This is a genomic window from Rossellomorea aquimaris, from assembly GCF_020171925.1.
GTDB lineage: Bacteria > Bacillota > Bacilli > Bacillales > Bacillaceae_B > Rossellomorea > Rossellomorea aquimaris_F.
The window spans coordinates 13,911-37,210 of the sequence record NZ_JAIVAR010000009.1 but is presented as its reverse complement, the minus strand read 5'-3'; the positions used below and the strand labels follow the sequence as shown (position 1 = coordinate 37,210).

Below are 23,300 nucleotides of genomic sequence, written 5' to 3'. Positions count from 1 at the left end.
AAACTTAGGTAATAAGCTTTACCAAAGTAAAACCCGAACTAATTTCCCCACGGAAAATTAGTTCGGGTTTTTTTAGTATTGTTTTCATGTACATCTGGATATTACACATGACGCCTTTCCATGAAATTGATGCCGATTCCCATCATGAGGACGCCCATCAGGATCAAGACGGATACCGGGAGCATCAATTGCTCCGTTCCCCAACCGTTGATGGTGGCTCCTTTCAATGCTTCCATCCCATAGGTGATTGGCACGACCTTTGATATGCCTAATAATATTGGCGATTTAACGATTTCAAGCGGCCAGAAAGCACCCCCGATCATTGCCATGCTTACGGCGACAATCGGGATGACAGCGCTGAAATGCTGGACCTTTTTAACAATTCCGGTGATTAGCATCGAAAGCGACACAATGGTGAATACATATGGTACTAGCAGCAACAACACGGTCGTGAAGTTTCCGTAGAAATTGACATCGGTAATGTACCGGAAGACAAAGAAAATCAGGGCAAGCTGGACGTATCCAAGGATGAAACTATGAACAAGGTTTCCTGCATACATCTCCCATTTCCTGGTCGGCGAGAGGATGATGCGGTCCCAGACTCCTTCATTCTTTTCGTTAAGGATCGTCGATACATTAAATGCAATCGTATAGATTACAAAGAAGAGAGAGAATCCGAAAAGCGATTGCAGCTTAGGGTCATATACGAATGTATCATCTCCTTTGAATGATGCCTCCTTGATGGAGAAGACCGGCGCAGTTTCCGCTTCATGGAACCATCCTGAAACTTCCGCTGACGGAATCCCTTCACTAAGGGCTGCTTCCTCAACTGCCTTTTTATACTTCATATCACTGTAAGCTTTGCCCACTACTTGCTGCAATAACGATGTTGTTCCGGTATTCGAGGAGATCATGATGCGAAAATCATCAGGCATCAGGATCAGTCCGCTTTGTCTCTCCCCTTCACTTACGTATTCCTTCAATTGCTCCTCAGTCATTTCTTGGAATTGGAAAGCCTCGGCTCCCTTCAGCTCATCCACAATTCGATCCATCTCCTCAGAGTCGCCCACTACGCTATATGGAATCGGGATTTTATTCACTTCTCCCTGGCTTGTAAAAAAAGCAAACATCACACAAACACCTGTCATGATGACAAAGAGCCATGGCTTACGCAGAAATAGTTTCAATTTCGCAAAGAGGATCCCTTTCATATCGCACCCCCACCTTTCTTAGGAAATAACACGGCCGCGATGACAAGGGCGATTACGCTGAATATGGCCAGACTCCATAGTTCAGTGGTGATACTGGATAAGGGATAGCCCTGGAAGATTTTAAAGTACGCCTGCATCCCCGCCCCGTTCGGCGTCAGACTCCCGATTTCCTGAATAAAATCGGAGGAGAACATCCCCCCGAAGCTGCCTCCGATAAAGGCAAAGACCGTGATGATGACAGTCGAAAAAATGTTCGAGAATGCTTCCGAGTGTGCCCGGTAGTTCAAGGACGTGAGCAGGGCACCGATGCTTCCGACCGCCAAGCAAAGGGCAAGCGTCACAATGAGGAAGGACGTCAGATCCGGCCAGGTGACACCGTAGAAGAGCGCACAGATCCCGAACAGAATGCCAAGCTGAAGCAAGGCAAGTATGATCGTCGTCAATAGGATCGCGATGAAATATTTCCAGATGGACACATCCGCCAGAACCATGCGGTCAAATACATGATCCTCTTTTTCCCGATACGCAAAAGATCCCATATTGGAGGCGATGTATAAAACGAACATGACACTCATCCCCACTGCATAATAGGTAGTCGACGTAAGGGGTGTCCGTTCTTCTACATGAGAAATACCACCCTTCACCTCCTGGCTGATGGCACTGATGGGGAAATTCGCCCCATTGGAACGGCCCATGACCGAACCAAGCGAATATTGCTCTTGAAAGCCTGTGAGAAGGTCCCGTACAAGATTGGAGGCAAGCTCTTCCCCTTCATTGCGATAAAGCCTCAGCTCCGTCCTTTTCCCTTCATCTAAAAAAATGGAAGATAGTACCTGTTCGGTGAAACCTTCCGGAATTTCAATGATGGCCGAATACGAGTCGTCTTTCTTCACTTTTTCAAGGGAACCTGGCTCGATTTCTTGGACGGAAAGGTACTTCTTCAGTTCCTGATTCTCCAGTACCTGATCCCTTAACAATTCGCTCGGAAGTAGTCTTTCAGCTGCTTCTGCGATGGCGGCCTTCGACTCTTTGGGAAGTCCGGAGGCCTCAAGCTCCTTTAAAAAAAGGCTCAGTTCCTCCCCGCTGTCCCCCTTTTCCACGATGGCGATTTTCGCCTTTAAACGAACTTCCTCCCCGTTCATCACCCCACCAAGGGCAAAGCCCAGAATGGTGATCAATATGAGCGGCATCCCGAGTAAAATCAAGAGAATCTGAGGGTTCCTGATCATCAAGAGGAGCTGTTTCTTTATGAATTGTATAATCATTGTGACTCCCTCCTAATCTCTCAGCGCTCTTCCTGTCAGATGAAGGAACACATCTTCAAGGGTTGCTGTTTTGCGATCGATCGTCACGATGGTGGCTCCCGTTTCATCTGCAATCTGGAAGATTTGATTGAATGGGTGTACTTCTTTCGGTACGACGACCGTGACCTCTTTATCCTGCGACGTGACCGTCTTCAGATAGGCAATCTCTTTTAAACGATCAACAAAGGCGTCCGAACTTCTTTCAAGCTTGATCAGGATGGTGGATTCCGCTGAAAGGATACTCTTGATTTCATCTTTGGTCCCGGACGCGATGATATGGCCTTTATCCATGATGTAAATACGGTCGCAAAGAAATTCGACCTCTTCCATGTAGTGACTTGTATAGAGGATTGTCATGTTCTTCTCACGATTCAACCGTTTCACCTGCTCGAGTATATAATTCCGGGATTGGGGGTCGATTCCCACGGTAGGTTCATCCATGATGAGGATCTCGGGATCATGTAGCAGTGCCACGCCAATGTTCAGGCGTCGTTTCATACCGCCGGAGAACGTCTTCACGACATCATTCTGCCGCTCCTTGAGGCCGATTTGATCGAGGATATCCGCTATTTTATCCTTCAATGCTTTCCCTCTCAAACGGTGGATCTTCCCGAAGAACTCCAGATTCTCCCTCGCCGTCAAGTCATTGTATAAAGCGATTTCCTGGGGGACGACCCCAAGCACTTTCCTGAGCATCTGAGGGTGCTTCAGAATGCTGTCATTGTGAAGCCTGACATCCCCTTCAGAAGGTGAAATCAAGGAGGAAATCATCGATATGATCGTCGACTTCCCTGCGCCATTCGGTCCAAGCAGTCCGACGGTTTCCCCTTTCTCCAGGAAGATGTTCACCCCTTCCACTGCTTTATGTTTCTTAAAATCCTTCGACAAGCTGACCACTTCCAACATCGGCCCCAACTCCTTTATTTTCTATAATTCCATTCTACTGTCTGAACCCTTCTCCTTCACACTTACCTCTGTCACGACTTTAGTAGATTCCTGTATGACCTCCGTCACTAATTAAACCTATCACATAAAAAAGCTGACCTTACGGTGAAGGTCAGTCAGGCGATGCTATTCTTCACTGCGTAGATGGCCAACTGCGTCCGGTCGCGAAGCTCCAGTTTCTGCAGGATTTGCGTCAGATGGTTTTTGACCGTGCCCACCGATAAATGCAGTTCCCCTGCAATCTCCTTATTCGTCCTTCCCTTCCCGACCAATTGAGTGATCGATAATTCCCTGGGGGTCAGGGGAGGGATTTGCTGACGGTCCATTTGATGGGACAGCAGCTTGGGAACGACTTTCGCCGCTACTTCATCCTGAATGGTCATTCCACCATTTAAACAGCTATGTACAGAATGAATCAGCTTCTCCGCTTGTGATGTTTTCAGTAAAAAACCGTTCGCACCTTCCTTTAACGCCTGCAAAGCATATTCGTCATCATTGAATGTCGTCAGGATGAGGATCTTTACATCGGGCCATTGACCTTTAATGATCCTGGTCGCCTCCAGACCGTTCATCTCCGGCATCCGGATGTCCATGATGATAAGGTCGACTAGAAATCTCTCCATCTGTTTGATGGCATCATGGCCATTTTCGGCTTCTGCCACCACCTTCAATGTCTGATCTTGTTCAATCATCATCTTCAGTCCCTGACGGACGATCCCCTGATCCTCCACCAACAAGATTTTCTTCATGCGGTGATCCCCTCCTTCACTGGAAATGCGCCTCTCAGGATAAATTCTTTATCGGTCTGGTGGACCTCGAGTCTCCCACCAAGCTCTTCTATCCGTTCCTTCATATTTGTCAATCCGAATCCGAGCTGAAATTGCCGATCTTGATCGATTTTATTCGTAATGACAAATTGAAAATGACCGAGCGCCGTTTTACCCAGCATGACCTTCACTTCCCTTATGGAACTATGCTTCATGGCATTTGTGATGCCTTCCTGGATACTTCTATAAACAGCGATCGCCTGCTTATTCGACAGACGGGTGGACAGTACGCCATGCTGGGTCGTCAGTTCCACCATGATGCCGCTTTCGGACTCCAATTTCCTGATGAGCTGGATGACAGATTGGATCCCTTCAACCTCCCCTTCCTTCAGCGCCTTCACCGCTTCCCGTGTATCCTCCAGACTATCCGCAGCCAGTTCCTTCAGCTCTTCGAAAAGATGACGGCCGTGCTGGATGGATAGGATTTCGATTTTCATCATAAGGGCCGTCAGTTTATGTCCCACCGAATCGTGGATGTCCCGCGCAATCCTTGTCCGTTCCTCCGCTTTCGAATGCCGCTCTGTCACGTAAAGGACTCTCTTCAACTTCCGATATTCCCCTAGCAGCTGATCATAGAGATGTCTTTGTCCTTCCCTGTCTGCAATCAGCTCATTGAACTTTAACGTCAAAACCATCAGCATGAGCATGAAGGGCAGGGCCGCCATGACATCATAGCCCCAGTAAAGCAGTGCTTCTGCCACGAGGACCGTCATGACACTGTACAGAAAAAGCCTAAATCCAGAGGGATGTAGATGGATACTTGCATCGAAAAGAAAATACCCTATAATCATCCATGAAAGGGACGGAGCCGATACGAAGTACGTCGTCATGAAGAGGAGCAAAGGCTGACACATATAGATGAAAACCGGCTTTCCGGTGACGGGAGCGATAAAGAAGAGGGCAAACGAAATGGCACACAGGATGAAGAGGATGATGACTGCATGTGCATCAATCGAAGCTATGTAAATATATGTACCCCAAAGGATACTTAAGAAGAGTGTTCGTATGAATGCTTCATTCACCATGATCCGTCCTTTCCCTCACTTACTTTGAAACTACTAAAATCGTTGATGTAAGTCAATATCAATATTGGCATATTTTAGTATTATTCCCGAGGGGGAAGGAGATATACTTTCTTCATCGACTCAAGGAGTCTGCGAAAAGGAGCATTGCCATTTCAACGATAAAAAAGCATAATAAGGACAGAACATTACGGACTGAGAGGAATGAAGACATGAGTGTACATAAAGACATCACAAAGCATTCTGCTAAACAAAATCAGCTTGTGCAGGATTTCATGAGATTGGATCATGAACGCGAACGTGCAATCGAGGAAGCCGTGAAGCTGTGTCAGGAAGGCAAGCCGTTTACGACCGACCGGATCAATGAAGCCACAGAAAGAATCAACTCGCTTGCACGTCAAGGAGTTGTACCGCAAAGGAAGATCGTGACCAGGGAAATGGTCGAAGAGTATGTAGGGAAACTGAATCAACAATAATCATAAAGAAGGCTGACCTCTTTTGTGGAGGTCAGCCTTTTCTGTTTCATTATGCTTTCAGCGCACTGTTCCAGCCGTCATAGACGAATACCGGCTGCCCTTCGTTTTCTGCACGTTCGATGATGACATAATTCTTATGGGCCACGACTGTTTGATCATCTGGAAGATCGAGCAATTTGGCAACATCCTTATCCATCTTAACAATGACGGTGTTTTCCCTTAATGAAGTGACCACTCCGTTTATGATTTGCTTCTTCCGTTTGAATTCAATCGTATCACCGAGATTGGCATAGTCCTTTGAGTACAAGAAGTTGTTATTCATGAGTTAGGTCCCCTTTGTCAAATAGTGTTTTATGTAGGGTGTGTATTATTTCGGTCTACACCCCGTGAGATTTACAGAAGAAACACCTGATTCAATTTATAAATACGTTTAATCTATCGTTATTTCTCCTTGTACCACCTTTTGAAAATTTTGAAACCTACCAAAATTCTTTTTATAAAACGAAACCATCTTTACTGCAAAAAAAAGACGCCCTCGGATTTTCCGAAAGCGTCTCTAAGTCTAATAGGCTAAAGCCTGCTTCTTCTCTTCTTTCATCAATACCAGACAGAGGAGGATCCCAATGAATGATAGAACGGAGAAGAATAGATAGACTGCGTATATTGAAAATGTCTCGAGGATGAAGCCGCCGACGAAGGTGCTGAACCAATTCCCGAGGCCATTTCCGATGGCTGAGTAGATGGTCACAGCCGTTGCCGTGATATGGGACGGAGTGATCTCCCTTATATAACGTAGTCCGGCCGGGACGAAGAGGCCGATTGCAAGTCCTTGCATGACAGCGGAGCTATACACAAGCCACAGGCTCGGTTCGGTAAAATAGAACAGCCAGCGTAGCATGGAAGCGGCTCCTGCCAAAGCAGCCACAGTCAACAATCCAAATCGGTCGATCCAGCTTCCCGCAACCCTCATGAAAGGAACCTCTGATAAAACCGCAATCAGGAAAGCAAGTCCGATTCCCGCGTATGTCCCTCCAGAGCCCTCCACAAATAATCCAAAGTACGTATTATTGGCGAGGTTCGGTCCGAATACCATGAACGTGACGGCTAAGAAGATCAAGAATTTCTTATGTGTGAAAAGTTCCTTCATTCCCGCTTTTATATCAAGCTTCGCCACTGCACGTTCCTTTGGAAAACGGAATGCAAGCAATGCCGACATTAACAGACAGATGAAGAATGCATAGAAGATGATCTTCGGTCCGATGAAGCCTTCAGACAGCTTACCCATGACATAGACGGCCACCCCGAAGCCCAGTGAACCAAACAAACGGATATTACCGTAATTGTAGCGGACCTTGCTTGTATATTTCAGGCTGATACTATCAGACACCGGTATGATGGCACTTTGGAAGACTGCCACCATGATGGCGATCAGCAGGATTCCATAATAAAAATCGGTCACCAGATAACCGAGCGCGAACAATCCTGCCACGAATGACGTAAAGGCCAGAACCTGGGTTGGACGATTGGTCGCATCACTCACCATCCCCCAGATCGGTTGAAAGAAGATCATCATGATCGGACCGACCGACATGATGGTCCCGATCTGATAGCCATTCAAACCGACGCTCTCACTCAAATAGACGCTCAATAGTGGATATAGGCTCCCCACCCCGAAGAAGGTAAGAAGATAAAATCCTTGTAAAGTAAAAATTTGATTGCGTATTGTTTTCTCCACTGCCGTATCCCCCAGATGTTTTTTTATCCCTATAATACTAGCTCGATTTAAATGGAATGTAAATGAATATTCCTTTTTATGGATAGCCTCCAACTGCAATAACCGATGAAAAAACGCATCACATCAGATATGTACACGCATTCATTTAACATTCATCATTTCTCACTGTTTACTGAATTTGAGAAAATGAACCCTTCACGGATTGACTTTTTTACATAAACGCCTTAAAGTATGTAAGTATAATTTCACAAATGAATAAAGATTCTTCTTATCCAGAGAGACGGAGGGACTGGCCCTATGATGTCTCGGCAGCGGACTCTTCCCGAGTGCTGTGCCACATCCAGCAAGCGTAAAGCTTGAAAGATAAGAAGAGTGTTTCTTTTATGGAAACCTCTTCTTATCCGGAAGAGGTTTTTATTTTTATCCAACGAGGCAGGACTCTTTTCTGAGGGTTCGAACAGCTCCATGGACGGATTGTTCTGCCTTGTCGGTCTTGTGATCCCATTCTACTTCATCATCAATACTCAATGTTCAAAGGAGTTGTTCAAATGCTTAACGAAAAAGGAAACCTACTGGCTTTATTGCCATTACTCATATTCGTTTCTCTCTTTCTCGGTGCGGGAATCATCTCAGGTGACTTTTACTCATTCCCTGTACTCGTTTCCATCATCATCGCAGCAGTCGTTGCACTGCTCATGAACCGTAAGGAATCGCTGAATGCCAAAGTGGAGCGTTTCGCCAAAGGGGCAGGACATCCCGACATTATGATCATGGTGTTCATCTTCCTGATGGCAGGGGCGTTCTCAGGCGTCGCTGAAAAAATGGGTGCCGTTGATTCGACTGTGAATCTCGCCCTTTCCGTACTGCCGGAAAACCTTATTATTGTCGGTTTGTTCATCATTGCAGCATTCGTTTCATTATCAATGGGGACGTCAATGGGGACAATCGCTGCACTTGCTCCAATCGGGGTCGGCATCAGTTCCGGAACGGACATCGGGATGCCGATTGCCATGGCCACCGTCATCGGCGGCGCAATGTTCGGTGACAATCTCTCATTCATTTCCGATACGACGATTGCAGCTGTCCGAACACAGAAAACCGAAATGAAAGATAAGTTTAAAGTGAATTTCTTCATTGTTCTACCGGCGGCCATTGTGACGATGGTGATCTTATACTTCATCACGGCGGGTAACCAATCAACCGTTGATGCGGAGGCATTCAATTGGGTGAAAATCCTCCCTTATCTCGGCGTCATCATCGGGGCACTTGCCGGATTGAATGTGTTCGTTGTGTTATTCGGGGGCATCGTGCTCTCAGGCATCATCGGGTTTGCCGATGGAAGCTTCACACCTTCCAGTTATTTCGGCAGCATTGCAGACGGAATGACCGGCATGGCCGAAATCGTGATCCTGACCGTCCTGATTGGGGGAGTCGTCGAACTGATCCGTTACAACGGCGGGATACAGGCACTGCTCCATCTCGCTACCCGCAAGATCCGCTCCCCTAAAGGAGCACAGCTTGCGACTGCCGGTCTTGTAGGGTCGACGAACCTATGCACGGCCAATAACACCATTTCGATTATCATAGCAGGTCCACTTGCGAAGGAAATCGGAGAAAACTACGGAGTGGATGCCCGTAAATCTGCCAGCATCCTGGATATCTTTTCTTGCTCCGTACAAGGGATCATCCCTTATGGAGCACAGGCATTGTTAGTGGCAGAAACGGCAGGGATTTCGCCACTGAGCATCATTCCATATGCGTTCTACCCGATTTTGACAGCCATTTGTGGATTACTTGCCATCCGCTTCGCATTGCCGAAATTCACTCGGTCAAACGCAGCCGAGCCTGGAACTATCCGTTCATAAATTTGAAAGAGCCAGACCAAGGTCTGGCTCTTTCTTTTTGTCTTTAAATGAGCGAGTCGCTCATTATCCGGTTAAAGGGACTCGTTCGTTTCCCCTATCATCACTGTTCTTGAACACTGACCGGAATGATATCCATTTCAACATCCGTAAATGAATAGTCATCTTTATTCCCATCCTTATATCCCCAGTATCCGTTCGTTTCATTTCCTTTCCTGAAGGTCAGCTCAAAGCCCTTCCCTTCATTGAAGCTGTAGCTCTTTACACTGTCTTCAAGTGCATTGTCGACCAGACTGTAAGAGATAAAGTGACCAAAAGAACCATGCGGCGTGAGGACTCCAGAATGAGGAAGGGCTTCATACTCGTAGTATTCAGCTCCGGTGGTCGGAACTTTATGGTCGCTTATATTGAATTCATTTGTTTCCAGGTTGAGAGAATCACCCGACGTGAGCCATGATAGTTTTATATCCCTATACTCACTTGGTGCATCTTCAACCTGCTCAGAATCTGAAAGATCCACAATCGATACCCCACCTTTCCCCTTGATGGTGAGGGAGTCCGTCGCATTATCGAAAATCAACGCGGTATCTTCATCGATCCCATATGAATATTCCCCTGCTTTACCATGGGCCGCTGCCGTAGTGATGAGCCTTCCGACCCTTGCCTTCTTATCGAAATGCTGGTCGATGATGCCATAAGGGAAGAACCCCAGCCCTTGTTGCAAGTATAGGGCTCCGCCCTCTTGCTGGGTCATGCTGTCATATTCTTCTGTAAATCCTTTAAGGAGTGCATCATGGCTGCCGCCACCTGCCAGCATGACGTCACTCATGATGGCCGCCCCGGCACTCGTACCGCCCAGTACAGCCCCTCTTTCGTAAATCTTCCATATACTTTCAAGTGCCTTGGACCTCGTTCCATCTTCATTGAGGAGGGTGTCCGTAATCCTCGTTTGGTCACCACCCACAAACCAAATCGCATCGTACTCCAATAGTTCATCCGCGAACCCATCATCATTCTTATTCTGCAACCATTGAGATTCGTCTTCATCGGAATCCTTATAGTCACGATTGGCCAGTGGGAGAATCGAAATATTCCCCTCGTTGACACCATAGGACATCAAATCCGATTTAAACGCATGGGAAGACTTCAGACTTGAACTGGCAGCAGGGATGATTCCGATCTTTCCTTCTTCCCCTGCCCTTTCAATGAAGGCATGATATACCTCTTCATTGCTGCTTCCCAAAGCTCCCCCGACGATGACAAGACTACCTTTTGTCTCTTTATTGAACGATTGCTTATGATAAGTGAATGCCGAATCCTTGTATTCACCGGATAAAGAACGGTCTTCTTCAAAGGAGAGATTGACGGGTGTTGCATCCATCTTTACATGAACAAATGAATAGGAATCCTTTTGTCCATCCTGATAGCCCCAATATCCGTTCGTATCTTGTGCTTTGTAGAATGATAGCCTGAACCCGCTTCCCTCATCATCATACAGATAACTTTGAACCCGGTCGGCCCTGCTGTTATCAACCAATGAATAGGATAGATAATGTTGCAGTGTTCCATAAGATGTCAGGACACCGGTTGCCGGTAAAGGATTGAAATCATAGTACTCATATCCTTTCGTTTCAAGCTTGTCTGTTGAGACCTTGATATCCTTTGTCAGGAAATTCAGCGTATCACCAGGCGTTAAATAGCTGACATCTACATTTTTCATTTCCCCCCCTGAAAGAGTTGCACCTTGAACATCCACGACTGCAACTCCGCTCCTGCCAAGGATCCTGACTTCCTGTTCCATATTATTCACGACCATGGCCGTATCTTCATCTATCCCGTATGCTAGCTCTCCTTCGACGCCATAGTTGAAAGCAGCAGCTGATAATCGTCCCAATCGCGAACGCTCATTGAAGTGCTGATCCACGATTCCTCCTTGAAAGAAACCAAGACCCTGTTCGATATAGACCGGTGCATATTCCATTGAAGGATCAGCATCGTCACGGTCCGTGAATTCCTGACGCAGGCCACCCAGACTATCCCCAACGGTAATCATGACTTCACTCATGATGGCTGCGCCGGCACTTGTCCCTCCGAGTACTGCGCCATTCTTGTAAATCTCCCAAATCGCTTCAAGAGCCCGAGTCCTCTCGCCATTTCCCTTCAACAAAGCATCTGTGATCCTGAGCTGGTCACCGCCGACAAACCAGATGCCTGTGAGACCCTTGATGTTCTCTGCGACGGATTTTTTGTTCACATTCCCTTTCCATTGATTCTCATTGAGTTCAGTCCCACTGAAATCATGTGATGAAATTGGTAGGATTTCAATCGCGGATTCGCTGACCCCATAACGGATCAAATCCTGCTTGAACTGGTTTGATGACTTCAAAGAACCCGATGCAGCCGGGATGATGCCGATTTTCGCTTGCTTCTTACCTCCCGCCAGTTTGATGAATTCTTTATAAACATCCCTATTACTGCTTCCCAGTGCCCCTCCGACAATGACAAGGTTCCCCTTGATTTGGTGATTTCCTTCTCCAGCATATGTATGGATCCCCCCCATACTCCCAACAGCCAGCATGAAACTAAATAGTACTAAAAGGACTCTCATCTTTTTTCTCCTCCCCATTCTGGATTCATCCTTTTACTAGCAATTTTCATGCCAACCCTAAATTCACTGAATAATCAATCTTATCAATCGTTGCTCTTGTTAATTGGTTTCTATTGGTGGGTAAGATAAAATCCAGTTCAACCATTAAAAAAGGCAGCCTCTAAAATGTAACGGATAGTGAAAACAGCAATAAGAGAAAATTTTATAAAATGATATACTTTTGAACAGGGGGAGATAAAATGATTTTAGAAGATAAAAGAAGACCAGATGTGGTTTTGGAGAAGGTTATAAAGAAGATCAATATTCAGGGTGAGTACAAGGCTTTTGTAGAGGAGTATACAGCTAGCTTGCTTTCAGAGTTCAATGGGAAGATTCACAGTATTTATATGTGTGGCTCAATTCCGAAAGGTACTGCTAAGCCATTTAAGTCTGATGCAGATTTTACAATCGTATGCGAAAGACCAGAAGATATCGATTATGATAGAGTATCATGTCTGAAGGACCAGATTTTACAAAAATATCGATTCGTAACTAAGATTGATACGGTTATTTGTTCTCTGGATGATGTAAGAAGTAAGCCCAATGAATGGGGATTTTCGATCAAGATAATCTGTGTTTGTATACATGGTACTGATATTGGCGAAGAAGTACCGCCTATTCTTATTTCACCAGAGTTCATATTAGACTTGAATTCAGACACTCAAGATGCAGTGGATCGCGTTCGCGGTTTTCTATCTAATGCCAATGATGACACTCTGAAATCTAGATATATAAAAGGTTACTCAAAGAGATTAATTCGTGCATTATACTCTTTGGTTTTAGAAGATACAGGGGTTTGGCAAGATGACATTACTAAGATGAAGAGTGCCATATCAGATTATTGCACGATTGATTCAGCTTTAGTTGACTATCTGCATGCGTGTTACTTGGATAGTAATGTAGATGTTGAAGAATTTCTGGGGATTGCAGAAGAAGTATATCGTTATATTGAGAAGGCTTTAACGGCATTGGCTGCTTCCAGAACTTCCTTCGACTACTAACAGGCTATTTGAAACAGGGATTATAATAAGTAAAATGTCCCCGTCTCAAACAGCCAAAACGTTATCCAATACCTTTACACAAGACAATTTAAACCAATACAAAAAGAAGCCTATGAAATAGTAACGGGTTTGGATGAAGAGTACAAACATTAAATAACGTACTATGCTCATTTTATAGTACATTTTCGCTTTTTGTACTCCAAAACCGAACAACTTACCAAAAAGAGGTCTGCCTTTCTCTTATGAATTATAACAAGTCATTCACATGATACAGTTTACCCGATTCAATATCCGTGTCGGTCACTAGGTCCACGAGTACGCCTGCTACGGTGTCCGTATCCCTTAACATGCCTTGCTCCTTGTAACGCTTAAAGTTTTCGACATCGGCAAATGCCTTTTCAGAAGAGGAACGGATTGTCCCTTGCATATCCGTATCCATGATCCCTGGACTGAATGCGATGACTTTATGCCGGCTTCCGTTTTTCGATAGCTCGAGATGAACCGTTTCCGTCAGCATATTGAGACCGGCCTTGGTTGAACAATACGCACTCCAGCCGTAAACTGGCCTGCTTCCTGCCCCGGAACTTACATTGACCATGATAAGCTCGCTATCAGACCCCTCTGACGCTTTCAGCATTTCATTCGTTGTTATCATGGGGGATAGGAGGTTGACATTCACACTCTTTTCAAGGTCACTGTTTTCAACTCCACCGGAAGGGTTGATCGGTGTGACCACACCGGCATTTTGAACAAGGAAAATGCGATCGGCACCGCTATTGAACACGCTGCTTCCTACTTTCTTCATGACTTCCCCGGTTTCTGAAGGGTTGGATAGATCGCATCCGACATACTCATATGAGAGTCCTGCTTCCTTACATAATGCCTCCAATCGTTCATTATCTGAACGGGAAATGTTAATGAGGGAAACACCTTTCCCGATAAAAAGTTTGGCGATCGACTCACCTAATCCTCGTGTTGCTCCAGTAACAATGGCATAATCCATGTGACACTCTCCTTTCTTATATGTTTGATTATATAAGGAATATGGTGAATCACAAAAAATTTTGACTATAAAAAGCTCCACGATTTGAAATCGTGGAGCTTTCCAACTTATCGTTCATTCATGATCATTGTTTTTTTGAAGAACCTTCAAGCCTGATCCCATATCAGAAGCCAGAATGTAGTTGCGATCCGCAAATACACCCCATACAAAAGAGTTTTCAGGGACGTAACGCCCGATTTCTGCCGGGTTTGCCGGGTCTGTGATGTCCACCGCTCTTACACCACCTGCATAGTGTGATAAATAAAGGCTATTCCCGACCACTTTAGGATCATGAACGGTATTCGCGAACGTCACCCCGTCTTCCACGTCATCAACGAGGTCCGTCTTGAAATTACTCAAAAGCTTCGGATTGGTTTTATCCTTGATATCGAAGATCCTCGTGTATCCATAGGATTCTTCAAATCCCGCCCGCTGCGGAGCATATACTTCCCTCGTCTCGATCAGGACCGTCCCTCCCTTGGCCACTTGGGCTGAATGTGCGGACCCTTGCTGATCGGATGCATATTCCGTTCTTCCTAAATAAGTAGGGTGATCCGGGTCGCTGATGTCCAGCATGATGGTACCGAGATCCCAATAAGACAGGAACGCTGTCTTGGCATTTTCATCCGTCATGACGCTATGATTGAAGACCGGGCGAGTCTTCCCATCCGGGGCATTCCAGTGGTAACCATTAAAGTCCGCCGGTACTTCTTCAAGCTGTCGGGGATCAAATTCATAGATTGTCTCAGGATTTGTCGGGTCACTTACATCAATCAGGGAGAAATCCTTCTTCTCTCCGTGTGTATAGTAATCCGCATAGTTGCTTGCCGCCAGCACAAATGCACGGTCCCCTTGTTTGGCCAAGTATAACTCATGTGTTCCCGGTGCCCGCTTATCCACTGCCCAGAACCCGAGCTTTTCAGGGTGGTAAGGATTGGTGACATCATAAAGGAGGACGCCTCCTACAGAGTCGGGGTTTTTTCGATCAAGCTGTTGGACGCTGACGGCGGCCAAGTCGCCATTGAAATCCTTCGTATTTACTTTCTGCACAATGACTTTTTCAGTCCATGTTCCTGGGATATCATCTGCAAAGACAGCCACTTCTTCAGGGCTTTCTGGATCCTTGAGGTCAAAAACGCGTACGCCCCCATTACCTCCGTTCTTCGTATGGGTACCGACGTATGCAAAGCCATTGTGTGCATAAACATCAGCCGTATTGTTTTGTACCCCGTCTTTCTCCTCCACCTGTACCGATGCCACCTCATGCCATCCATTCAGATTTTTGCTGCCTTCAAGCTGAGGGATGACGGCTTCCGCCCCTGCACCCTCTCCTTTTTCTATGGAAATATCATCTAGAACGTCATGGGCGATTGCACTTGGTGTCATCATGGCAAAAGCTAATGCTCCGGTTAAAACTGATTTTAGAAATAATTTTCTTTTCACTTAAACAGCCTCCCTGACTTTATTACCATTAATTTCAATTTATGGTTTTAACTGTTTTATCACATAAAACATGGCTTGTCAGTAGATTCAGGTAAAAACAGATTGAAAGCACTACTTATTTTCGTACTATTTAGATTATTTAGTTCGTAAGTCAGGTAGGGGTGTCTACTTATTTACCCATGAAAAAAACATGCCCACATTTTGAGCATGCTTTTGTCGTATATTCACCTATCCAGCGAATCCCACGCCGTTGTCGGACGGTCGGAGGGATAGCCGTGTTTGTTCCGGTAGGCCTTTCGTTCTGGTGTGAAGTCCCACCAATTCTTTTCACTGTCAGGATGCTTGGCATGATGGACAACGCACCTTAATGAATCTTCTACACAAGGGTCCATCCACACTCCATAGACTTTCTCCAGCTTGATGATCAGGTCTTCCCCTTTTTCTTCCTTGATCGCATCGAACGAATAAAACTGCAAATCTTCGACTACGTTATGGGCCATGTTTGGACCGATGGAGGGAATTTGTTGAAAGACCGACATTCCCACCAGGTACCTGGACCTTTCAAACGGGATTCCCACCCTCTCACTCAGTTCTTCAGGTGATAGTTGATTGACGTCACCCAGTTTGATTTTTGCTTTTCGAAGAGATTTTCTCTCTTCATCTGTCAAAGGAAGTTTCGGGCTTTTACGGGTCATGTTCCTTCACTCCTTCTATCCTTTATGGGTATGCTGGTTTGTTAGTCGGAAGTCGGCCACTGCTGGGCGATACGATTTCTTTTTCTCTGTTTTGTGTTTCTTTTTAATCGGGGTTTTATTGATCAGCACCCCGACTTTTTGCTGTTGGATTTCTTTTACTCCCTGAACGATGAGCTGCATCGCGATGATACTGATCATGAATGCGACGAGCGGGGCGAGAACAATCCAGTACTTACCGGTCATCAAGGAGTATCTGGCGGAACTGATGAGCCCTGACCATTCAAACGTACCTGATTTAGGCGGATCTGGTAAGTCCCCTCCCGAGATGATCGTCCCGCCGAGAAATAGGTGGAACAGTCCCAAATGCACCAGAATCAATAATGTCTGGATAAACTGCTGGCCGAAAATGATGAACAGCCTAGGGGCAAGATGCGGGAAAAGGTGTGTCCACAACAGATGCTTATTACTCCCTCCCAATAGTCTTGCAGATAGTACAAAATCATTCCTCCCTATCAACTTCAGCTCATTCCCGATCAACACCGTTGTCAACGGTAACACCAGTATCGTAAGGACCATCGCTTCAAACACAAGGCGCTCAAACATCGAGTGATCCCAACCAAGTACAGGCAGCCCCCATAGCACGGGCCTTAAGAGTAGATACGCAATCAAACTAAGCGGAAGAAAGTGAATCGAATCAACCAGTCGGTCAAGCCAATTCTTCCTCCGTTCCTTTAAATGAAAATGATAGAAGACCCCTAGGTAAAACCCGCCGATGACACGCATCAACGCCACGATCAAAGCAAATAGCAACGTATATTTAGCCCCGACGATCAATTGGTCCATGATGCTGTATCCGTAAATATCCGATCCGAGGATCATCTCTCTCGACGGTTCATGCGGGGGCCCGGAAACGATCCGGCCTTCCGCATTTTTTAAATATTTAATGTAATGGATGGGCTTCTCTTTAAACAGTGGATAAAGGAAGCTGTAAATGACCATGACAAACAGCGCACTGCACCCCAATGCGAACTTAGGGTTGTGCATATGCTTCCACCATAACCTTCTTAGTGCACCAAGCCATCCCCAAACCTTCCAATCCGTCCATTTGACTTTATCTTTTTTATAGTTGCTATCATCCTGTTGTCCGGCTGTATTCACCCACAGGTAAACACCCTGATAAACGACGAAGAATGGAGTGAAGATGAGGATGAGGGAGATGGCGATCACCATCGGCCTGAAATCTTGAACGATGTAGTACGTGATCCCCCTCATATTAAAGATGGTTTCAATCACAAATAAACTTGATAGCATCCCCCATATGATGATTTTCCCATGGTAAAAAAGGCTTGGAGAAATGTTTTTCATGACATGGGAAAACAGGATCCGCCCTTTGGACAGCCCTTTACTTTGTGCAAATTCAATATGCGGTTTTAACAGCTCCTCTTCCGTGATCAAGAGTAGAATCCTGAAGAACGAAATCATCGGTATGACCGAGAGAGTGATCATAGGTGCGAGATAAATTTTTTCGTCTCCCAATTCCGTGAACTGCATGAGCTCAAAGCCGAATTTTTTATAGATGAATACAATGAAAAGCTGAAGCATGAAAGCAAACATAAGATCCGGGACCGTTTCCAGTAGATTCAGCAGTTTCTTTATAGGGGCTGACAACCAACGGGGCAGATAAATCGTGATGACCGTCAATAGTAACCCTAGTACGAGCCCGATCGCAAGGGCGCCACCTAAAACCTGCAATGAATACACGTACGGCTCCCAAAGCATGTCCATGAAATGTTCCGTATACCCTTTATAGGAGTAGCTCCAATTCTCTTTATCCCAAAACGCAAAGAAAAATGTGACGGCCTCCTCTGCGTAACCGATAAAGTTGTATAAGCCTCTTTCCCGCATGGCTTGAGGAGCGACGCTGATCGCAATGATGCCGATGAAACCGAGAAAATAATAGAACAAGAATTTTAGCGGAAACCTCAATATCCTCATGTTAATCCCCTTTTTCTTCTTTTTCCTTCAGTCTAATGGATATTGTAAATTTTTTCAATTTTATTTCAATTTAAACAATTTTGTTTCAGCCGCTCCCACAAAAAAAGACCAGGAAAGACCCTGATCCTCATCGTTATGATTCTGTTATGCCAGCAGCTGACTCGGGCGTCCAAGAAAATATCCTTGCCCAACTGAAATGCCAAGCTCCTTAGCGACCATCATATCAGCTTCCCGCTCGATCCCTTCCAGGATGATGAGCGTCTCATTTCCATAGAACTGATTGAAAAATGAGATGAATCGCTGTTTCCTTTCGTTTATAGCCAAATCCTTTGCGAAATACCGGTCAAGCTTGATGATGTCCGGTTCGAACTCGATCGACTTCTTGATTGAAGCCGTCCCTTGTCCGAAGTCATCAATGGCAAATAAGACCCCATATTGCTTAAGACTTGTGAGGACGTTAGATAATAACGGATTCTGCCAAAGTTCTTCCGTAGTCGATTCGTTCAATTCAAACACAAGCCTCCCCTCGAGGCCAGGGTTCGTCTCCATGAGATAATCGAAGTATTTAAGGAAGCTCGGGTGAAGGAGTGTCGTCACATACACATTGACGAACAGCATCCCCCTCTCTTGATGACGGCAAAACCCTTCGATTGCTTTGGAAATCGATAAGGTGTCGAGCTTATATAATATGTTCGCCTTCATTGCCGTATGGAAGAGTGCCTCCGGATTCACTTGATGAATATTCCTCATTAACGCTTCGTACCCATATAGATGCTGAGAACCGTCTATTGTAAATAAAGGCTGATATTCATGATAGATAAAGTCGTTCTGAAAGATTGTAAATATATTCATAAGACCCCTGTTCTCTCTTTAGTTTTGATGTACGCATCGTTCGTTTCAGAGCACAAAAAAAACCACACCAAAAACGCCTTGTCACGTTCGTATGTGGTCGGTTGCGCTACTAGCTCCCCTGAACGCAAGCGCCCATCTATCATCCAGGTTCATAGCTCCCAATGCGAAAATTCTCTTATTATGTAGAAATAGTTTATAATAAGTAAAATATACCACATATATAGTTCATTTGGTTCATTTTTTCACTACTTTTTCGAAAATTTAGAAATAAGTCATTTATTTTGACACGAACGGATTGTCTTTTATCCAATAACGCCAAGGATAATCCCTGGCCTCCCCGGTATTATCGATCCCGATTCTCTTGCCAGCCACAATCTCTTCCGGTGAAAATCCCTCGGCGATGACGAGCGGCGGCTCTGTATAAAATCTTCCATAGTCCTCCATTGTGATCCCTAACGCCTTCGTCAATTTACCTGGTCCGTTCGTCCAGTTCTTCATTGGATGTCCCTTCCTTCTTTCGCTCATGAGATCAAGTCCTTCCAACGGCTCGACCGCCCTGATCAATATCGCATGGGGGGTACCAGGGGATGATGATACCACATTGACGAGGCAATGGGTATGCATCACATATGTATAAACACGTCCCGGTTCATGGAACATGACTTCCGTCCGTTTAGTCCGGCGATTTCCAAAGCTGTGGGCAGCCCTGTCCTCAGGACCGAGATAGGCTTCTGTCTCTACGATAGATCCCGCAGCTATTCCTTCCGCTGTTTCCTTTATTAGGACACAGCCTAAAAGTGCTTGTGCTAGTTGCAAGGTCGGCTGTTCGTAAAAGGATAGGGGCAACGGTGTGTAATCCATTTTCATTTCACTTCCTTTCTCTCGACTGTCGTTTCGCATCCTTCCAACCAATTGTGGGCTGCTCTTTCCTTGTATGCTAATTCTTTTGATCCGTAAGCATTACTTTTATGATAATGGCTTGATCTTTCTTCAGTACTTTGGATAACTCCTCCTCATCACTGAACATCTCTTCCGTTAAAGGGACCGAGGAACCCCTATCATGGAATGTAGAGATCGCAAGTATCTGGGATTCGTTTTTCTTAAGGTTCATCTTATCGATCGTTTTCATACTCCTTCCCAGATCCGGTCCCGGGAAAGACAATTGCTCGACCATGGTCGCCTGCTCACCGTTCCTTGCAAGCGAGACATGGTAACGGATAAGATGGTGATCCACTTTTTCAAAGAAATAAAGCGTGGCTTTCCCTTTCTCGCCTCCTAAGGAAAATTCCTTCTCAACAGACTCTATTTTTTCTCCGTCTTCATATCGTTCGATGTAGTACTTCAATACAGGAAGGGAATCATTTAGAACGAAGTCAAAGTCAAAGGCATATCCATTCGTCATATTCGTTGCTGTCATCACTTCGTTTTCTTGTTTTGAAAATTCATGGTAGCTTACGACCTGTTCGCTCGAAGCTGAACAGGAAACCAAGATGCCGAATGACAGGGCAATAAGGGATCGGATTCGTTTCAACTTACATATCCCCTTTCAAGGATTTTAATCGTTCGAGCTGGATGGCCTCCACCTTCCTTCCCTTTCTGCCCGTAGTCGTTTCTGCCATCGCCAGCGAATTCCAAACCGCTTCTTCCACACAGTCCACGGCCATTTTAAAAAGAGTTGAAATGATCTCCCCATCTTCCTTTATAAACGTGTAGGAGTATGTATTCCCCTCCGGCGGTTCATGTGGGATTCGGTGTGCGGTGGAGAATGCGAGTACGATATCCCCACTGCCATGTGCTGCGTATGAGCCCGTTCTGGATAAACCGAATGCAGCCCGCTTGGCGAGCCTTTTGAGCTGCCTCTCACTCATGGGGGCATCGGTTGCCAGGATGATCATGATCGACCCATCCGGGACGTCTTCCTTTTCTTCCTTATTTTCCACTTCGAAAGGAAGGTCTTCTCTACGGCCGAAATTCGTCACCACTAGCGTACCGACCGTGAACACATCTTCTGAGAAACGGTGTTTTCGGGAACTCGTCCCGATTCCACCTTTGTATCCTAGGCATAGCATACCGGTACCGGCTCCTACACACCCTTCTTCCACCCCATGATTGTGAGCATCCATTATGGCCGCCTTCGCATCATCGGGTGTGACGTGGAGTCCCCTTATGTCATTGAGATACCCGTCATTGCATTCCCCGACGAACACATTGACCGTCCCTGCCGTATCCCCGATCTCAGGGCATCCCTCCATCAAATGCTCGGTGGTCCCTCTCATGACATCCCCGACGGATAACGTGTTGGAAAGCATGACCGGGCTTTCGAGTACCCCTAACTCCTCAATTTGGATGGTTCCCGCCGTCTTACCGAACCCATTGATGACATGCACTGCCGCCAACACTTTTTCGCGGAATAGATTTCCTCCGTGCGGTAATACGGCTGTAACCCCGGTACGAACACCTTCGCCCCAATGAAGCGTGCGGTGACCGACCTTCACCCCTTCTATATCGATGATGCTGTTCGTCCTCCCTCTAGAAAATGAACCGATCTGCACCCCAAGTTCCTGAAGTCTCTTTCTTTCCATCGACTTTCTTTCCCCCTTCAAATCCTCACGTATCAACTATGTTCTATATCTGCCCAATGAATACCTCCATGCGCTTAAGGCAGCCGCAGCCTTCATCTTTTCTTCACAGTGCTGACTGCCACATATTTCAGAGGATATCATCATGTGGAAGGGAGATGATAATACTTGTCTTCAACCCTGACCGTGTGATCAGGATGAAAGCACCACAAACAATTTTGGAGGATGGACGATTGAAAAAGCCTATAACTCTTTTAAGCATATGTACGTTGATACCCATCATGCTTTTAACGGCATGTAACACGAATGACGGCAATAACTTGAATACTAACACCCGCGATGTCACTTATCGCCCGGTTAACTATGGTAACGAGGATAAGCCAAGGACAGACCTGGATCGCAACAGAGTGACCAACATGAACGGGGTGGATTTGAATGGCGGAAATCAAGCGGCACTCCACCGCTTCATCGCCCCTCTTGATCCCAACGGCCAGTTACGTGAATTCACTCACCTTGACCCGGGTGAAGAATACAATTTCGGACCTGAAGGAAATGAAAAGGCACAACCACCAAAACAGCCTTCACAGGAACCAAATGCGGGACAACCGGAGCCACCTGCACAGAATCAACCTGAACAAAATGCACAGCCTTCTGACGCTAGCGGTTTTGTCAAACAAGTCATCGACCTGACCAACAAGGAACGGACGAAGAATGGACTTTCTGCGCTTAAAGCTGATGGAGAACTGGAGAATGTAGCCGAAATGAAATCAGAGGACATGAAAGATAAAAATTATTTCTCTCATACCTCCCCGACCTATGGTTCCCCGTTTGAAATGATGCAGAACTTCGGAGTGGACTATTCCTCCGCGGCAGAAAATATCGCTGTCGGCCAGGAAACGCCTCAATCCGTCGTGAACGCCTGGATGAACAGCCCTGGGCATCGTAAGAACATCCTGAACGGAAAACTGACCCATATCGGTGTCGGAATCGCGAAGGACGAAAGCCGCGGGATATACTGGACACAGATGTTCATTGCTAAATAAGAAAAAGGACGCGATCCCTATCGCGTCCTTCTTTTCTTACAAGTCCAACTTCATAAATTTATTCAGATCACTGAAGCCAAGCTTCTCATATAACTTAATTGCTTGTTCATTACTGCTGTAAACATTCAAGCGTACTTCGTCATAACCCGCCTCTTTCAGCTCATCAATTGCCTGCTTCAACAGCACTGTGGCATAACCATTTCCTCGAAACCCTTTCTTTACATAAACATCATTGATCCAACCGATCTCTTTACCGGTCACCCAATCGCCGCTTTTATCAACCTGCACCCAGCCCGCAAGCTTCCCATCCGTTCTCGCTGCAAGGAAATAGGCACCAAAATTCCGAGAATGTTCATACGCCCTGATCATTTCTTCCTTATGGTGCTCATAAGGAATCCCCACCGCTTCCTCCCGATTCACTCCTGCAAGATCATATATTTCATCCACTTCCGCTTCTGTTGCCCTTCCAACTGTCATGGACACGCTAGATCTCTCCTCACTTCATGATTTATCACTGATTGAATCATCTGCTCATGTCCATATACATCCCAAGTCGCAGTTTAAATTCAATCCCCGGCGTCATTGTTGAATAAGAAAACATCCATTACAATACTATTATAA

Annotated in this window: 21 protein-coding genes and 2 riboswitches; of the genes, 4 read left to right on the top strand and 17 right to left on the bottom strand. The window is 45.8% G+C overall.

Annotation, left to right across the window (positions count from 1 at the left end):
• Positions 1 to 101 precede the first annotated feature (101 nt).
• The 5 genes from LCM10_RS19060 to LCM10_RS19040 form a co-directional block, all read right to left on the bottom strand.
• Positions 102 to 1,211 carry an ABC transporter permease gene (locus LCM10_RS19060; RefSeq protein WP_224877944.1) on the bottom strand — a complete coding sequence of 370 codons (1,110 nt, stop codon included), beginning with the start codon at positions 1,209 to 1,211 and terminating at the stop codon, positions 102 to 104.
• A complete protein-coding gene (locus LCM10_RS19055) occupies positions 1,208 to 2,476 on the bottom strand; it encodes an ABC transporter permease (RefSeq protein ID WP_224877942.1) in 1,269 nt (422 codons plus the stop codon). The genes LCM10_RS19060 and LCM10_RS19055 overlap by 4 nt, the downstream gene beginning before the upstream one ends.
• Positions 2,477 to 2,488: 12 nt before the next feature.
• Positions 2,489 to 3,421, bottom strand: coding sequence for an ATP-binding cassette domain-containing protein (locus LCM10_RS19050; RefSeq protein WP_224877940.1), 933 nt, complete (start codon positions 3,419 to 3,421; stop codon positions 2,489 to 2,491).
• Between the two features lie 155 nt (positions 3,422 to 3,576).
• Positions 3,577 to 4,209 carry a response regulator transcription factor gene (locus LCM10_RS19045; protein ID WP_224877938.1) on the bottom strand — a complete coding sequence of 211 codons (633 nt, stop codon included), beginning with the start codon at positions 4,207 to 4,209 and terminating at the stop codon, positions 3,577 to 3,579.
• Positions 4,206 to 5,312, bottom strand: coding sequence for a sensor histidine kinase (locus tag LCM10_RS19040; protein ID WP_224877937.1), 1,107 nt, complete (start codon positions 5,310 to 5,312; stop codon positions 4,206 to 4,208). Before LCM10_RS19040 ends, LCM10_RS19045 begins: the two co-directional genes overlap by 4 nt.
• 209 nt (positions 5,313 to 5,521) lie before the next feature.
• Between LCM10_RS19040 and LCM10_RS19035 the strand changes: the two genes are divergently transcribed.
• The gene (locus tag LCM10_RS19035) at positions 5,522 to 5,785 is read left to right on the top strand and encodes a YpbS family protein (protein ID WP_224877935.1); all 264 of its coding nucleotides are present in this window, start codon (positions 5,522 to 5,524) and stop codon (positions 5,783 to 5,785) included.
• Positions 5,786 to 5,834: 49 nt separating this feature from the next.
• Here the strand turns inward: LCM10_RS19035 and LCM10_RS19030 are convergent, their stop codons facing one another.
• Both LCM10_RS19030 and LCM10_RS19025 read right to left on the bottom strand, forming a co-directional pair.
• Positions 5,835 to 6,107 carry a DUF2187 family protein gene (locus LCM10_RS19030; protein WP_224877933.1) on the bottom strand — a complete coding sequence of 91 codons (273 nt, stop codon included), beginning with the start codon at positions 6,105 to 6,107 and terminating at the stop codon, positions 5,835 to 5,837.
• A gap of 240 nt (positions 6,108 to 6,347) precedes the next feature.
• Complete coding sequence (locus LCM10_RS19025) at positions 6,348 to 7,520, bottom strand: MFS transporter (protein ID WP_224877931.1); 1,173 nt, start codon at positions 7,518 to 7,520, stop codon at positions 6,348 to 6,350.
• A 265-nt stretch (positions 7,521 to 7,785) separates the two neighbouring features.
• Positions 7,786 to 7,890: riboswitch (SAM riboswitch) on the top strand.
• A gap of 178 nt (positions 7,891 to 8,068) precedes the next feature.
• Between LCM10_RS19025 and LCM10_RS19020 the strand changes: the two genes are divergently transcribed.
• Positions 8,069 to 9,385 carry a Na+/H+ antiporter NhaC family protein gene (locus LCM10_RS19020; RefSeq protein ID WP_224877929.1) on the top strand — a complete coding sequence of 439 codons (1,317 nt, stop codon included), beginning with the start codon at positions 8,069 to 8,071 and terminating at the stop codon, positions 9,383 to 9,385.
• Between the two features lie 100 nt (positions 9,386 to 9,485).
• Here the strand turns inward: LCM10_RS19020 and LCM10_RS19015 are convergent, their stop codons facing one another.
• Complete coding sequence (locus LCM10_RS19015; protein ID WP_224877927.1) at positions 9,486 to 11,990, bottom strand: cyanophycinase; 2,505 nt, start codon at positions 11,988 to 11,990, stop codon at positions 9,486 to 9,488.
• Between the two features lie 269 nt (positions 11,991 to 12,259).
• Between LCM10_RS19015 and LCM10_RS19010 the strand changes: the two genes are divergently transcribed.
• Positions 12,260 to 13,030, top strand: coding sequence for a nucleotidyltransferase domain-containing protein (locus LCM10_RS19010; RefSeq protein ID WP_224878028.1), 771 nt, complete (start codon positions 12,260 to 12,262; stop codon positions 13,028 to 13,030).
• A gap of 247 nt (positions 13,031 to 13,277) precedes the next feature.
• On the opposite strand, the gene LCM10_RS19005 is transcribed toward LCM10_RS19010, so the two are convergent.
• The 8 genes from LCM10_RS19005 to LCM10_RS18970 form a co-directional block, all read right to left on the bottom strand.
• A complete protein-coding gene (locus LCM10_RS19005) occupies positions 13,278 to 14,033 on the bottom strand; it encodes a (S)-benzoin forming benzil reductase (protein WP_224877925.1) in 756 nt (251 codons plus the stop codon).
• Positions 14,034 to 14,147: 114 nt separating this feature from the next.
• Entirely contained in the window at positions 14,148 to 15,515 is a 1,368-nt protein-coding gene (locus LCM10_RS19000) for an LVIVD repeat-containing protein (RefSeq protein WP_224877923.1), read from the bottom strand.
• A gap of 224 nt (positions 15,516 to 15,739) precedes the next feature.
• Positions 15,740 to 16,210: a helix-hairpin-helix domain-containing protein gene (locus LCM10_RS18995; protein WP_224877922.1), complete on the bottom strand. Its 471-nt coding sequence runs from the start codon at positions 16,208 to 16,210 to the stop codon at positions 15,740 to 15,742.
• 15 nt (positions 16,211 to 16,225) lie between these two features.
• Entirely contained in the window at positions 16,226 to 18,205 is a 1,980-nt protein-coding gene (locus LCM10_RS18990) for an ABC transporter permease subunit (RefSeq protein WP_224877912.1), read from the bottom strand.
• Positions 18,206 to 18,349: 144 nt separating this feature from the next.
• Positions 18,350 to 19,057 (bottom strand): EAL domain-containing protein, encoded by a 708-nt coding sequence (locus LCM10_RS18985; protein WP_224877910.1) that lies wholly within the window; start codon positions 19,055 to 19,057, stop codon positions 18,350 to 18,352.
• A gap of 86 nt (positions 19,058 to 19,143) precedes the next feature.
• Positions 19,144 to 19,225, bottom strand: a riboswitch (cyclic di-GMP riboswitch).
• Positions 19,226 to 19,333: 108 nt separating this feature from the next.
• Complete coding sequence (locus LCM10_RS18980; protein WP_412103422.1) at positions 19,334 to 19,924, bottom strand: DNA-3-methyladenine glycosylase; 591 nt, start codon at positions 19,922 to 19,924, stop codon at positions 19,334 to 19,336.
• Between the two features lie 70 nt (positions 19,925 to 19,994).
• The gene (locus LCM10_RS18975; RefSeq protein ID WP_224877908.1) at positions 19,995 to 20,588 is read right to left on the bottom strand and encodes a hypothetical protein; all 594 of its coding nucleotides are present in this window, start codon (positions 20,586 to 20,588) and stop codon (positions 19,995 to 19,997) included.
• Between the two features lies 1 nt (position 20,589).
• On the bottom strand, positions 20,590 to 21,639 hold the full coding sequence (locus tag LCM10_RS18970; RefSeq protein ID WP_224877906.1) for a P1 family peptidase: 1,050 nt from the start codon (positions 21,637 to 21,639) through the stop codon (positions 20,590 to 20,592).
• A 230-nt stretch (positions 21,640 to 21,869) separates the two neighbouring features.
• Here LCM10_RS18970 and LCM10_RS18965 point away from each other — a divergent pair, with 230 nt between their 5' ends.
• Entirely contained in the window at positions 21,870 to 22,679 is an 810-nt protein-coding gene (locus LCM10_RS18965; RefSeq protein ID WP_224877904.1) for a CAP domain-containing protein, read from the top strand.
• A gap of 36 nt (positions 22,680 to 22,715) precedes the next feature.
• Here LCM10_RS18965 and LCM10_RS18960 read toward each other — a convergent pair whose 3' ends face one another.
• Positions 22,716 to 23,156, bottom strand: a complete 441-nt coding sequence (locus tag LCM10_RS18960; protein WP_224878024.1) for a GNAT family N-acetyltransferase — start codon at positions 23,154 to 23,156, stop codon at positions 22,716 to 22,718.
• Between the last annotated feature and the right edge of the window lie 144 nt (positions 23,157 to 23,300).